Here is a 15,356-nt window from a genome sequence, read left to right on the forward strand (position 1 = left end):
TTAATGGAATGAATAGGTAAGTATGTTACAATTCTTTTGAAAACGCTTACCAAAATAAAGAGATTCTGAAGAAATTGACGAATATTGTTTAATAGAAGCGTTTCTTATATCAAGGAGGGGTACAAAGTGAAGGGATACCATGTATTAAAGGCAAGTATGTTTAGTTTGTTGTTCGTAATATGTGTGGCGTGTTCGAGTAGTTCCAGTGCTGGTCAATCAGATGAAATTACCATCATGGCTAATTTAACATCTGCTCAAGCGCCAGCAAGTGATAACCCCATTATTGAAAAAATAGAAGAAGCTACAGATACAAAACTAGACATCACATGGGTAATGGATGAAGTATACGATGAGAAGATGAACGCAGTTATTGCAACAAGTACAGTTCCTCAAGCTTTGTTTGTGAAAAATCAAGATTCATTTAAAAAGATGAAAGATTCCATCGATGAAAATCAATACTGGGATATTGAGCCGTTTCTTGAGGATTATGAGTATTTACGTAATCTGAATCCCGATGTATTGGACAATACTAGAGTGAATGGTAAATTGTATACTTTATATTCCGGGCGTGACGCATCACGATGGGGATTGATTTATCGTAAAGATTGGGCAGATAATTTAGGGTTAGATGCACCGACAAACACGGATGAATTATATGAAATGTTTCGAGCATTTACAGAAGATGATCCTAATAACAGTGGTGAAGACGATACAATTGGTGTAGCAGCAGCTTCAGACCTTGTATATGGTGGTTTTAAATTTACTAGTTCATACTTTGGAACACCGAACAATTGGGGCGAAAAAGATGGTGAACTACTTCCAGAATTTATGTTTGATGAATATATCGATACGATGGATTTCTTTAAAGATTTAAGAGGAAAAGGTTATGTAAACCAAGACTTTCCTGCGACGAGCCAAAGTGATCAAAATGATATGTTAATAACAGGTAAGGCTGGAGCGGTAGTAAGTTGTATTTGTAGCGCAGGAAGCTTTCAAGATCAATTACAAGCAAGTGATCCAGATGCAGTATTAGATGTACAAAATCGCATTTCAGGACCAAATAATGGCCCAGGTAACTGGTCTAATTCGGGTTATGGATCGGTTGTGTTATTTCCGAAAGCATCTAACGAAACAGAGGAAGACTTAAGAAACGTATTAGCCTTTTTTAATGAATTAATGAAACCTGAAAATTATAATTTACTTACTTATGGGATTGAAGGAACACATTATGAAGTGGTAGACGGTAAAGCGAAAGGTATCGAATCTGCCACAGAACAATCACAACGTGAAGTTCGTCCGGTTTTAGGACTTGTTATTGGTGATGAAACAACGGTCGATGCATATCAGCCATATCCGAAAAATGAACTATATGCGAAACAATATGAACAAATTCGTGATAATAACAACATTTTAATTAATGATCCAACCGCACCACTTGATTCAGAGACATTTGGTCAAAAAGGTGGAGCACTTCAGCAAATTATCGATGACGCAACGTCTAATTATATGCTAGGTGATCTTGATTTAGATGGATTCAATGAAGAGATAGACAGATGGAAAGCAGAAGGTGGAGAGCAAGTAATCGAAGAATATAATGAAGCATATCAACAATAAGTAAAGTAGGTGTGATGGAATGAGTTATGATATCACTAAAGTAGAAGAGAAGTATCAGCTAACGATTGATTTGATTGTTGATCAACATAGTAAAGTAGATGAAATACAAGGGAAAAAGGTATATACAACGGTTGCTTCCGCTTTAAGTAGTATAGAAGATGGAGCGGGCAACATTTTTATAGCAAAAGGAATCTATTATGAAAAGTTAGAAATAACCTCTCCATCTGTTACACTAGTTGGAGAGGATCGTGATCAAACGATTCTAACTTATGATGTAGCGAGTGGGACAAAGAAAGATGATGGTTCCACATATGGTACGTTTGAAAGTGCAAGTGTAATCGTCAAACAAGCTAATTTCACTGCTTATCATCTAACATTTGCGAATGGCTTTGACTACATGGCAGAGTATACGAAAAATGAGAATGATGAAACAAGAATGAAAAATGTTCAGGCCGTTGCTTTTCGGACTGCAGAAGCAAGTAATCACACGAAAATAATAGGATGTCGTTTTAAAGGATATCAAGATACGTTGCTTGTAGATAAAGGAACACACTATTTCAAAGACTGTATGATTGAAGGTGCCGTTGATTTTATTTTTGGAGCAGGGCAAGCAGTTTTTGAAGAATGTGACATTATTTCTTTAGATAGAGGAGAGTCCTTTAATAATGGATATATTACAGCAGCAAGCACTTCTATTCATACACCGTATGGTTATTTATTTGAAGCTTGCCACTTATTAAAGGAATCAGCTACAATGAAAAATGAAACCGTTTATTTAGGAAGACCTTGGCACCCAGGTGGAGATCCAGATGCACAAGCAAGTGTTTTGTTTTATCGTTGTAATATGGACGGCCATATTAAACGTGAAGCATGGACAGAAATGGGAGGGTTTTCGCCAATGGATGCAAGGTTGTATGAATATCAAAATCAAGGGGAAGGTTCTGCTGTTAATGAGAACAGAAGAGAGTTACCAGAGAACGAAGCAGATGCGTTTCGTCATTACTTAAGAGAACGTTGTATAAAGTGAGACTTCAATCAGTGGGAGTGTGTGACTCCCACTGATTGCTAGCGAAACTTATCAGGGCGTTAGCGTCCGTTTATCCCCCACTTACCTTCTTTGTTTTCACTCGAAATTTGAAGTGGGGGTTTTACAGACGTTTGCTCCGTGATAAATAATTAATCACAGAGGTGACTTTTCATGGGAGAATTATCAGTACCAGTTCAAGATGAATATGTACCAGGCTTTTTAATCCAAGATAAGAAGGAACCTTCGCAAATGCCTATCTATCATCGACATGTAGGTTATGAGATTGTATGGCTGAAAGAAGGAGAGGCAATGTACATGTTTGAAGAAAAGGTATATCGGTTACGAAAAAATGCGATTCTTCTTTTTAAAAGCTCCGAATTCCACCGGGTAAGTTTAAAAGAAGGAGCAACATATGAGCGAATCGTCGTGATGTTTACCGAAGATTTTCTCCCTGATAGTCATCCTATTTATCAAACATTTTCTTCTTTTTTAGAGCAGCTTTCTTCACCACATTTCTTATTGAATCTATTCGTCTGGCAAACAGAAAAACTACAAGTGATTACAGATAATTTATTGCTAGAGCACAGGCAGCAAGATAGTTGGAAACAAAAAGAGGCGATTGAATTATATTTATTAGAATTGTTACTTTTTATTTGTCGAGAAGTCAAAAATGAACATAAAGATATCCTTTATCAAAAAATAGAACAACATCAAAATAAAAAAATGGCTGTTCATGACCGGTTAATTAAAGAGATAAATGATGTTTGGAACACGGATTGGCGACTAGATAACATCGCAGCAAAATTACATATGAGTAAGTATTATGTGTCTCATTTTTTTAAAGAAGAATTTGGCGTGACGATTCAAGAATATATTTTGCAAAGAAGGGTATTTGAAGCAAATAAATTACTATCAGAAACAGATATACCAATCCATCAGATTGCGGAATATGTTGGTTTTATGTCTGCTTCTAGTTTTAATAGAAGATATAAGGAAAAGACAGGAATTACGCCGAATCAATATCGGAAAAACAATAAGCATTTCGAAACATAGAAAATGCAGATGAAGATAAAGATAAAGGAGACGGCACAATGGAACAAACAATAGTAAACCTACAAGAATATAGTCCTGAATGGAAGAAACAATTTGATCTAGAGAAGGAGCAGCTTGTAACTGTTTTGATGCCACAAGTAATTGCAATAGAACATATTGGCAGTACTTCTGTTGAAGGGATAATGGCAAAGCCGATTATAGATATTCTTGTCGGTATGAAAGATTTGCGGGAGGTCCATGACTTTGTGCAACCATTAAAAAAGCTCGGTTATGAGTATGTGCCTAAGCAAGAGTTAAAGGATAGACGCTTTTTTAGGAAAGGTGAATGGGGAAAAGGAACTGTTCATTTGCATATTTGTGAATTCGGCAGTAGTGAATGGATAGAAAAAATACTATTCCGAGATTATCTAAGGTCACATACAGAGGCAGCTAAAGAATATGAAGAAATGAAAAAGAAACTAGCTTTTAGCTATAAATATGAGCGACAGACATATACGAAGAAGAAAGAGCCATTTATCAAGAGGATAATAGAGAAAGCTAGAACATAAGTTTATCATGGTGTAAAGGCCTGTAAAAACCCTATTGTTTTCATTACTTTCAAAATGTTGAAACTAATGAAAACAACTAAGATAGACATAAGAAGCCACTGAAAATCAAGAGATTCTCAGTGGCTTTTACATGACTTGGATTATTTCTCTACATCATCCATCTCAACAGCTTCATCCATCTCGATATCGATATCATCATCAGGACTGTCAAACATACCTGGCTCCGCATTTTTATTATTGCTGACCCGTATTTCTACTGTATAGTCCATCGACACATACTCATTAAATTGACTCATACCTACAACGGTTCCTTTTACTTCTGGAGCGTCAACATATTTGACGATATAGGAAATGCTTGCTCCTTTTGATTGATAATCATCGTAAAATGCTCGAGGTAGATCGCCTTCCAGTTGGCCACGATAATCTCGTAAATATGGTTTGCCTTCTGAATACGTAACGGTAATATTTTGATTATCTTGTTCTGTTATCTCTGTTCCTGGTTCAATGGACTGTGCAATAAGTTGTCCGTATTTAACATTATTATGGAATTGTTGTTTAACGGTAACGTTTAAACCTTCATAATTCATTGCTTCATCCATCGTTAAGGAAGCAAAGTTAGGTACTTCTGTTGCTTCTCCAAGTGAAATAGTGATTTTCATCTTTTCTTTTTTGGCAATCATTTCTTCAGGATCAATGTTTTGCTTGCTTACAAGTCCGGTCTCTATTTTTTTCGATGGCTTTTCTTTGAAGCTAATTTCTATATCATTTGCTTCTGCCCATTGCTCTACTTCTTCTTTTGTTTTGCTGACAAAGTTTGGAACCTTAATATCTTTTTTGAACACTTCTTCACCTTTGGAAAAGTAGACAGTAGCATTGTCTTGGCGCTTATACTCTTCTTCATTTATAGACTCATCTCTAATCACAAAACGAGTGAAATCCCCGTTTTCAATATCTTCACTGTATTCTGTTACGATTTGAAGATTATCCGCCTTATTTTCGTCTTTCCATGCTTCTGCTTCACTCAATGTCATTTCTTCGAAGGCTGGCAACTCGATATGTGCTTCAGGATCTGCACCGATGCTACTAGTTAACGTGATTGTTGAGCCTTTTTTCACGCGTTTACCTTGTTTAACCGCTTGTTCGATAACTTGGTTAGCATCATATTCCATGCTATATTCTTGTTCTAGAGCTATTTCCATCTTGTTTTCGTCCGCCCATTTTCTTGCTTCGGCAACAGGTTCACCGATAAAGCTTTCCATTTTTACGTATTGCGTAAAGTAGTAAATGAACCCGATTAATAGAAGAAAGATAGCGCCACTCCCGATATAAATCAACAATTTGATTCGCTTATTTCGTTGATAATTCGGATCAATTTCAATTTGATCGTTGTGCTCAGTAGTCTCAGGTGTATATGTTTCTTGTTTCGGTGTTGGAGATGTTGTTTTTTTCTTAGGCGATTCTTTTGTTTCTTCTTTTTCTTGCTTCGGTTGTTGTTCTACTGGATTTTTCTTCTTTTTATCTAACTTATCGTAATTATCTTTATCAAAATTGGAAAGGAAATCACTCATGGTTATGCAAGACGCCTTTCTTTAGATAAAATGTTTGATCAGATTGTTGGGCAATATCGTTAGAATGGGTAACCATTACGATGCATTTATTGTGCTCATGGGCTAAATTCATAAAAATATCGATAATTTCTTTTTCCATTTCTTCATCTAAATTTCCGGTCGGCTCATCGGCAAGAATAAGTTCCACATTTGTTGAGAGCGCACGTGCAATTGCTACACGCTGTTGCTCTCCACCAGACAGTTTATTGACAGTACGGTCCGCTTTATCTCGAGAGATGCCAATGTAATCTAACAAATTATAAGCAACTGTTTTATGTTCGTTAGGTAGTTCATTTTGCGTAATCGACATAGCTATTAGTACATTCTCTACTGCTGTAAAAGTAGGGATGAGGTTGTAACTTTGAAAAATAATCCCGATTTTATTACGACGATATGTTTCGTGACCGATTGCTTCAAGATTTTGACCGTTGAATAGCACCTCACCAGTGTGTGGTTTATCCATGGCGCTTAGTAGTGATAGTAACGTTGTTTTACCTGATCCTGATTGACCTAAAATTGTATAAAATTTTCCTTTTTCAAAGGAAACATTTGTATCTTTTAAGATAAAGCGACGACTTTCGCCATCTTGATAATAATAATTTAAATCTTTTGCTTCTAATATCATGATTGGTGCCTCCTTTTACATCATTATTTTCTTAGGGTTTAGTCGTACAATATAAATTAATGGAATAAGTGTTGATAAAAGAATTGTTAACATTCCGACTACATAGAAGAATAAGACGAATTCTCCTGATAAACTAACTTCATAAGCATCAATTACATCTGTAGAAGATACTTGCGGATCTAGCTCTGTATAAGAATAGAAATCCTCCTCTTGCGAACTGTTAGATTCAATCATCGAACTAGAAACAGTTTGTGCTAGTAGATTTCCGGTGAAGAGGGACAAAGTCATTCCGATAATGGAAATGATAATAACCTCTGTCATGATTTGTCCAACTACACGTAGACGAGATTCTCCTAATGATAGATAGATACCAAGTTCATGTTTACGATCACGTAGGAATAGCAAAACAACTAAACCGATAATAAGAATGGTAGTAATAACAGCAACGATCAATACATATTTAGCTAGAGTAGACATCGACTCGATTGGACCAGCAATATTCTCGTATGTATCTGTAGCGTGATGCACAATATAATACTGCGGTAATAATGGTAATGTCTCCTGCTCAAATGCTTCCGCATCCTCTGCATTATTTAGGACGAAGATTGGTGAAAGATACATATCATCCATGGACAAATCATCATCAAGCCCATAAGCAAATTGCGACTCTTGGAAAATCATTTCGTTAGGTACATAAAGTGTATTTTGATATTCACCATCCATAAAATCATGGAAATCATCGTCATTATTTTGCTCTGTATTAACGGTTGTAGGTTCGAAAAGCCCAATGATTTCTAATGGAACGTCCCGTGAATCAGTAATGCTTTCCTCCCCAGTCTCCTCGTCGTAATCATAGACTTGGTTTAGTAAGTTAAATGTATCCCCAACTTGTAAATGGTTTGCTTCTGCTAAATTTTTAGAAATAATGGTCACAGGACTTCCGTTGGTAATTTCATCATCGTTAAATACACGACCATCAATTAGATTAGCCTTCCCTTCTTCAAAGTCAAGAATGGATGCGTAATTAACCCCTTTGATTTCGAAGTGTATCATATCATCGCCAAAGTCCACTTCTCCTGCTGTTCCTTCATATCTTTCCATATCTTCTGAAGGGAGATAGTCTGTTGCGTTATAATCATAGTATTTAACATATGGTAGTTCTCCGATTTGTTTAATTAAATCGGTTCCAACAGAGCTAAAATCAATTTCCATTAACTCCGATTCATCTAGTTCTTCAATTTGCTCATAATCAAGCTCTACCGTTGCAGCGGTTCCAAGTCTTTCTTTAATGTTTTTCTCCACATTACTTGTTGCTTGTGAAATGGAAATTGCACCAGCAATTACATTTCCGAGAATAAATAAGACGGCAAGTAGAATAAAAGATTTGCCTAATCTTCTCGTAACACTTAGTAGTCCTCTCTTAAAAAAGTTCATCATCTTCCCCCTGTTTTCTATAATGTCTTCAAAAAAATAATTCCTATATATTATAGACGTATTAACTAAGGAAAAAGTTCCGTATATTACAAAAAATTATAATTTCTTGTAATAAAATGAATAAATAACTGTATCTTCTTAATTCATGGTAAAGACATCTATCATATTCTTATTTTAAGCAGCTATCATTTTACTCAGGAACGTACGTTTGATATAATCTGTGATAGAATAAACAAAAGGAATAAGAAAGTAGGTGTCTTCTTTGTTGCGATTTTTAATTGGCAATGCAACGGTGAACAAAAGTAAAGAGTGCCTCAAGGAAATAAGACAAGAGCTTGCCTCTAACCCGCAAGGACCTCCAATTATCTATCTAGTACCAGATCAAATGACCTTCCAACAAGAATATGCATTATTAAATGATCCCGATGTCAATGGCTCGATTCGTGCACAAGTATATAGTTTTTCACGATTAGCTTGGCGTGTTATGCAACTAACAGGAGGGGCAACAAAGAAATACATTACATCAACTGGGATGCAAATGATGCTGCGAAAAATTGTGGAAGAAAGAACAGAAGAGTGGAAAGTATTCCAAAAGGCTATTGAAAAACAAGGCTTTATTGAACAATTAGAAACCATGATAACGGAATTTAAACGCTATTGTGTCACACCAGATGCTATTCATATGCAAATGGAAGAAATGGAACGATTTCAGCATCAAACAATTAGTGAAAAGGCGTTACATAATAAATTAGATGACTTAGTTTATATTTATCAGCAATTGACAACAGCACTTGCTGGTCATTATATGGACAGTGAAGATCAATTACAGCAGTTAATAGAAAAGCTAGAAACAACTAATTTTCTGGCGGACACTACTATATATATTGATGGTTTTCATCAATTTACACCACAGGAATTGTTCGTAATAGATGTCATGTTGAAGAAAGCAAAAAATGTCACGATTACATTAACCGTTGATAATGTAAACAATGAAGAAATAGTACCGTTAGATCTTTTCTATCAAACGAAAGAAACCTATTATCAAATTAAGCAATTAGCTGAACAAGCAATGATTCCCACAGAAGTAACGTCATTAAAAGCAGAGGAAGGCGAAGAGAATGCGTTTATCCATTTAGATCAGCATTTCGATAGTCGACCTGTTCAAAGTTACGATAGCGAAGCTCCGATTCAGATCGCCGAAGCAGTTCATCCACGTGCAGAGATAGAAGGAGCGGCACAAGAAATTGTCCAATTAGTAAGAGATAAAGGATATCGATATCGGGATATTGCGGTTTTACTTCGTGAGCCAGACGTGTATCATGATTTGATTACAACCGTATTTGAAGATTACCAAATTCCTATTTTTGTCGATGAAAAAAGAACGATGCTACACCATCCGTTGATTGAAACGATTCGCTCTCTACTTGATGTTATTGAGGGGAATTGGCGTTATGATGCAGTTTTTCGTTTGTTAAAGGCTGGTTTTATCCCAATTGGTGCAGGTAACGACAAGTTAGACCAAGAAGCAATCGATGAATTGGAGAATTATGTGTTGGAATATGGTGTTCGAGGGCGAAGCAGATGGTTAAGTGATAAGCCATGGATATTCCAACGATTCAAAGGTTTTGATCAGTCAGCGCAAACGGATAATGAGTTGGACACACAAAACCGAATTAACACATATCGTGAAAAGGTGACAGATGCACTTGCTGATATTGATAAGAAGCTTCGAGAATTGCCGACAATAAAAGAAAAGGCTATTGCTTTATTTGAATGGCTGGAATCAATTGGTGCACCAAATCGGTTAGAAACGATGCGAGACTTATATGATGAAGAAGGTCGTGTGGAAAAGGGACGTGAACAAGACCAGGTTTGGGATGCAATTATCCAGCTTTTAGAGGAGATTACGGAAGTGGCTGGTGAAGAAGAGATGGAACTTCAAACATTTCGGAATGTATTAGAATCTGGATTTGATTCGTTGCGCTTTTCTCATGTTCCACCGAGTATTGATCATGTTGTAGTAGGTTCAATTGACCGTTCACGTATGCATGGTATAAGAGCGGCCTTTTTGTTAGGTGTAAATGAAGGGACATGGCCAATGAAGCCAGGCGGAGATGGTTTGATTACGGAAGAAGAGCGTACTCTTTTACAAACACATGGCTTACAACTTGCAAACGGAAGCAAGCGTCAATTATTAGACGACTGGTTTTATGTCTATTTAGCTTTCACTTTACCATCTGATTATTTATGGGTGAGCTATCCAATTAGTAATGAAGAAGGAAAACAGAAAGTTGCCTCTCCATTAATCAAAAGAATGGAAGAAATATTTCCGAAGCAAAAAGCGCGTTTATTTCTGCAAGATCCAGAAGAAATGACAGAGGCAGAGCGCTTTGTCACAACACCGAATAAAACAAGAGGTGCATTAACAGCGCAATTAGCTAGAAAATTAAGAGGCTATCCAATTGATGACATATGGGATTATACATTAAATTGGTTTATTGAAAAATCTGATCAACCATCGCTTAATAAACGTGTGTTGAACAGTCTCTTTTATCAAAATAAACCAACAGATTTAGCGGAAGAAACCGTTAAACAATTGTATCAAAAAGAAATTAAAGCAAGTGTGTCAAGATTAGAGATGTACCATCGCTGTTCCTATCAACATTTTGCTAAGTATAGCTTGAATTTAGATGAGCGTCCAACCTATAAATTGGATGCACCAGATATTGGTCAGCTTTTCCATGAAGCGTTGAAACAAATAACAGAATGGATTCAAAAGGAAGGTCGACAGTTTGCAGATATTTATGATCAAGAAGCGAAAAAATATGCGCATCGTGCTGTAGGACAACTGGCTTCTGTATTACAGCATCAAATTTTGCATAGTTCGAATCGTTATCAATACATTCAACGTAAATTAGAAAATGTTATTGCAAGAGCGACATATGTGCTTAGTGAACAGGCTCGAAAAACGAATTTTTCACCGGTTGGATTAGAGGTAGGGTTTGGCTATCCTGACCAGTTAAACCCGTTAACCGTCCAATTACCAAATGATTATACATTGATGTTGCGAGGTCGGATTGACCGTGTAGATCAAGCGATCGAGAATGAACAACTATATTTACGTATTATTGATTATAAGTCAAGCTCAAAAGGGTTGAATTTAACAGAAGTATATTATGGGCTAGCGCTACAAATGCTTGCTTACTTAGATGTGGTATTACAAAATGCAGAAAGCTGGCTAGGTCACCAAGCATCACCAGCAGGCGTTCTGTACTTCCATGTCCATAATCCAATGGTTTCAGCTAGTGACTTCCTAGCAGAGGATAAAATCGAACAAGAAATATTTAAAAAGTTCAAGATGAAAGGTTTACTTGTTGACCAAGAAGATGTCGTTCGAATGATGGATACATCACTTGAATCAGGTAGAAGTAACATTATTCCGGCAGGATTTAGTAAAAGCGGATCTTTCTATAAAGGATCACAAGTTGCCGAACGAGAAATCTTTGACGAATTGCACCGTTATATTCATCAATTAATGGAAAATGCAGGACTTGCTATAACAGAAGGGAAAGTAGACCTTAATCCATATCAACAGCAGCAATTAACAGCATGTACATTTTGTGAGTTCCGTTCGGTTTGTCAATTTGACCCGACCTTAGCAGAAAATAATTACCGTAAGTTAAAAGAGATGAAAGATGAAGAAGTTATCGAAGCGATCAAGCGAGGTGAAGAATAATGCCACAATGGACAAAAGAACAAGAAGAAGCCATTTATCAATCAGGAAAAAATATACTAGTAGCAGCAGCGGCAGGCTCTGGTAAAACAGCTGTCCTTGTAGAACGGATTATTCAAAAATTATTACAGAAAGAACAGCCAGTCGATATTGATACCTTGCTTGTCGTAACGTTTACCAATGCAGCTGCACAAGAAATGCGTAATCGAATTGGGGAAGCGATTGAATCAGCTTTAGAAAATAATCCAACATCGAATCATTTAAAAAAACAATTATCCTTATTACAAAATGCCTCCATCTCAACTTTGCATGCTTTTTGTATGGAATTAGTCCGCAAATATGCGTATCAAATTGATATTGATCCCAATTTCCGAATTGCGGATGATATTGAGGCAGACCTAATTCGTCAAGATGTTTTAGAGCAATTATTTGAAGAGTGGTATGGTAACGAATCAGCAGGTGAACAAGAAGCATTTTTTGCCGTTGTAGATCGTTTTAGTAGTGATCGTAATGACTTAGAAGTGGAATCACTTATTTTGAAAATGTATGAGTTTTCGATCCAACACCCAAATCCAGATTATTGGCTTGAGCAGATGGCAACAATTTATCGAGTTAATACAGAGTTAGCGGAAAGTGAAATTCCATGGCTAGCGTTGTTGAAAGAAGAGGTTATCGATCAATTAGAGGTGATGGAGCAATTAGCAGAACAAGCGCTTGATGTAACAAGGGAAAGTGACGGTCCTTATCATTATGCAGAAGCAATCGATTTAGATAAGGAGATGATTCAGCAGGCAAAAGGTGCCATTGCTGTTTCATGGGAAGAAGGGCGAACGATTTTTGCTGGTAGTAAATTTAAAGCTTTGTCGCGTAAAAAAGTAGAATGTAATGAAGATAAAAAAGAGACAGTCAAAACGATTCGTGATCAAATAAAGAAAAGATGGGGAAATATTGCGAACGATTGGTTTACACGAAGTTTAGCTGATCATCTTCGTGATATGGAAGAGCTTCATCCAACGATTAAACAACTAACGGAAATGATTAAACAGTTTAAAGCTGCTTACCAGGAAGCGAAGAAGGAAAAAGGTCTCGTTGATTTTTCTGATTTGGAGCACTTTGCTTTAGAGATTTTATTAGAAGATAAGGAAAGCGGAAAACCGTCATCGGTCGCGCTTGAGTTTCAGCAAAGATTCACAGAAGTAATGGTGGATGAGTATCAAGATACAAATATTGTGCAAGAAACAATTTTGTCGCTCGTATCTAATCAAGAGAATGAAGGCAACATGTTTATGGTTGGTGATGTGAAACAAAGTATTTACCGTTTTCGTCATGCAGAGCCAACACTTTTTATTGAAAAATATAATCGATTTGCGACAGAAGAAGATCCAGGCTATCGAATTGATTTAGCAAGAAATTTCCGAAGTCGTGAGCAAGTACTAAGTACAGCAAATTATATTTTTAGACAGTTGTTTGATCAAAAAGTCGGCGATATCGATTATGACGAAGATGCTGAATTAATCTATGGTAATAAGGACTATGATCAGGTTCCTTTTTCAAATCCAGAGACAGAACTACTGCTTATTGATCAGGAAACAAATGAAACAGAGGAGCTAGCAGAAGACAGTGAAAATGAAGAAGATTTAGAAAAAGCACAACTAGAGGCACGTGCTTATGCAACGAAGATTAAAGAATGGATTGGAGCAAATGGAGAGAATCCTACGGAGATTATGGACAAGGCGACTGGCCAATCTCGAAAAGTAGAATATCGCGATATCGTTATTTTATTACGCTCCATGACATGGGCGCCGACGATTATGGAGGAATTTAAAAAGCAAGGAATCCCTGTATATGCAGAGCTTTCTACTGGATATTTAGAAGCTATTGAAATCCAAGTGATGATTAGTTTACTGAAGGTAATTGATAATCCGAGACAAGATATTCCTTTAGCATCTGTACTAAAATCGCCAATTGTTGGATTGGATGAAGACATGCTTGCCAAAGTTCGTCTGGCGAAAAGAGGTGCACCATATTTTGAGGCATTAAAGGAATACGTCAAAACGACGGATAACGAAGCAATTGAACATTTCTTGCAACAATTAGAATATTGGCGTCGTGAAGCTAGACAAGGAGCATTAGCCCACTTGATTTGGAATATTTATCAAGAGACTGGTTATTATGATTTTGTTGGAGGAATTCCTGGTGGTCGCCAACGTCAAGCGAATTTGCGTGCTTTATATGACCGAGCTAAAAGTTATGAATCAACGTCATTCAGAGGGTTATTCCGTTTCCTACGTTTTATTGAACGGATGGAGGAAAAGGGAGATGACTTAGGCGCAGCAAAAGCTTTAGGTGAACAGGAAGATGTTGTTCGAATTATGACGATTCATAAAAGTAAAGGGTTAGAATTTCCTTTAGTAATTGTCGGTGCAATGAATAAGCAATTTAATCAACAAGATTTGCGGGCAAAATATTTATTGCATAAGGAATTAGGTTTTGCGACGAAATATATTGATCCCGTTAAGCGAATTATGTATCCAACCCTGATATATCATGGTATTAAGAAACAAATGCAGCGAGAAATGCTAGCCGAAGAAATGCGAGTATTATATGTTGCGTTAACGAGAGCGAAGGAGAAAGTCGTATTAATCGGTACAGTAGGATCATTAGATAAGAAGAAAAAGAAATGGGCAAACTTAGTCAATCACCATGATTGGGTTCTACCGTCTTATTATCGATTAGAAGCATTATCATATCTTGACTGGGTGGGGGCTAGCTTAGTTCGTCATCAAAAAGGTAGTATCTTACGTAATGAGGAAAGCTTGCAAGTACCAACAGATATAGAAGAGGACATGTCTATTTGGAAGATCGAGCGTGTCCATCAGAGTAACTATCAAGATATAGATGATACAAATCGGGAACAAATCGAAGCACTTGAAACGGCAATTCACGAGTGGAAAGGCTTAGAATTAGAAAATAAAGAATTAGAGGAGAAAGTCGTTCATCATTTAGAATACAAGTATCCATACCAGGACTCTGTTTTTTATAGAGCGAAGCAAACGGTAACGGAAATGAAACGTCAACATGAAGTAAAAGATGTCTATAGTGCCCAGCAAATAGTTGATGCTTTCCGTGCGCCGATTAGAAAGAGACCTCGTTTTATGCAGCAGGAACAGACATTAACCCGCGCCGAAATTGGTACAGCTATGCATACGGTTATGCAGCATTTACCACTCACGGATGAATGGACAGAAGCGGGCTTAACAGAATTTATTGCAAAATTAGAGGCGCAGGAAATGATTACAGCTGAAGAGGGCAATGTCATTGATAAACAAGCTATCTTAGCATTTTTTGGAACGGATATCGGTAAACGTATTGTAGAAGCTCAACAAGTGGAACGAGAAATACCGTTTAGTTTAACTTTACCTGCTAAAGAAGTGTATCCTAATTGGACAGAAGAGGAAGAAGAACGCATATTTTTACAAGGTGTGATCGATTGTGTCATCGAGACCGAGCAAGGTTTAATCTTAATTGACTATAAGACAGATCAAATAACTGAGGAAGAAAGTGCCGAACTAGAAGCAAAATTGAAGCAACGGTATCTCATTCAAGTCAATCTCTATGCAAAAGCATTAGAGCAAATTTGGAAACGACCAGTGAAGGAGAAATATCTCTATTTCTTCGATAAAAGTTTACTTGTTGAAGTATGATGCATAAGGAG

9 protein-coding genes are annotated in these 15,356 nt (G+C 36.8%); 6 read left to right on the top strand and 3 right to left on the bottom strand.

Features of this window, described 5'->3' with window-relative positions:
* Positions 1 to 126 precede the first annotated feature (126 nt).
* From SH601_RS07065 to SH601_RS07080, 4 genes are all read left to right on the top strand, one after another.
* The gene (locus SH601_RS07065; protein WP_319957568.1) at positions 127 to 1,614 is read left to right on the top strand and encodes an extracellular solute-binding protein; all 1,488 of its coding nucleotides are present in this window, start codon (positions 127 to 129) and stop codon (positions 1,612 to 1,614) included.
* A 19-nt stretch (positions 1,615 to 1,633) separates the two neighbouring features.
* A complete protein-coding gene (locus SH601_RS07070) occupies positions 1,634 to 2,641 on the top strand; it encodes a pectinesterase family protein (RefSeq protein WP_319957569.1) in 1,008 nt (335 codons plus the stop codon).
* Between the two features lie 171 nt (positions 2,642 to 2,812).
* Positions 2,813 to 3,694, top strand: coding sequence for an AraC family transcriptional regulator (locus SH601_RS07075; RefSeq protein ID WP_319957570.1), 882 nt, complete (start codon positions 2,813 to 2,815; stop codon positions 3,692 to 3,694).
* 38 nt (positions 3,695 to 3,732) lie between these two features.
* Complete coding sequence (locus SH601_RS07080) at positions 3,733 to 4,242, top strand: GrpB family protein (protein ID WP_319957571.1); 510 nt, start codon at positions 3,733 to 3,735, stop codon at positions 4,240 to 4,242.
* 140 nt (positions 4,243 to 4,382) lie between these two features.
* Here SH601_RS07080 and SH601_RS07085 read toward each other — a convergent pair whose 3' ends face one another.
* Genes SH601_RS07085 through SH601_RS07095 form a run of 3 tightly spaced genes read right to left on the bottom strand, consistent with a single transcriptional unit; the run spans position 4,383 to position 7,908 of the window.
* Complete coding sequence (locus tag SH601_RS07085) at positions 4,383 to 5,810, bottom strand: PASTA domain-containing protein (RefSeq protein ID WP_319957572.1); 1,428 nt, start codon at positions 5,808 to 5,810, stop codon at positions 4,383 to 4,385.
* Positions 5,803 to 6,474: an ABC transporter ATP-binding protein gene (locus SH601_RS07090; RefSeq protein WP_319957574.1), complete on the bottom strand. Its 672-nt coding sequence runs from the start codon at positions 6,472 to 6,474 to the stop codon at positions 5,803 to 5,805. The genes SH601_RS07085 and SH601_RS07090 overlap by 8 nt, the downstream gene beginning before the upstream one ends.
* A 15-nt stretch (positions 6,475 to 6,489) precedes the next feature.
* The gene (locus SH601_RS07095) at positions 6,490 to 7,908 is read right to left on the bottom strand and encodes an ABC transporter permease (RefSeq protein ID WP_319957575.1); all 1,419 of its coding nucleotides are present in this window, start codon (positions 7,906 to 7,908) and stop codon (positions 6,490 to 6,492) included.
* Between the two features lie 262 nt (positions 7,909 to 8,170).
* On the opposite strand from SH601_RS07095, the gene addB reads away from it, so the two are divergent.
* Both addB and addA read left to right on the top strand, forming a co-directional pair.
* Positions 8,171 to 11,644 carry a helicase-exonuclease AddAB subunit AddB gene (gene addB, locus SH601_RS07100; protein WP_319957576.1) on the top strand — a complete coding sequence of 1,158 codons (3,474 nt, stop codon included), beginning with the start codon at positions 8,171 to 8,173 and terminating at the stop codon, positions 11,642 to 11,644.
* Positions 11,644 to 15,345, top strand: a complete 3,702-nt coding sequence (addA, locus tag SH601_RS07105; RefSeq protein WP_319957577.1) for a helicase-exonuclease AddAB subunit AddA — start codon at positions 11,644 to 11,646, stop codon at positions 15,343 to 15,345. The genes addB and addA overlap by 1 nt, the downstream gene beginning before the upstream one ends.
* Positions 15,346 to 15,356: the final 11 nt, after the last annotated feature.

The sequence above is a fragment of the Gracilibacillus pellucidus genome (assembly GCF_033949965.1).
GTDB classification, from domain to species: domain Bacteria; phylum Bacillota; class Bacilli; order Bacillales; family Amphibacillaceae; genus Gracilibacillus; species Gracilibacillus pellucidus.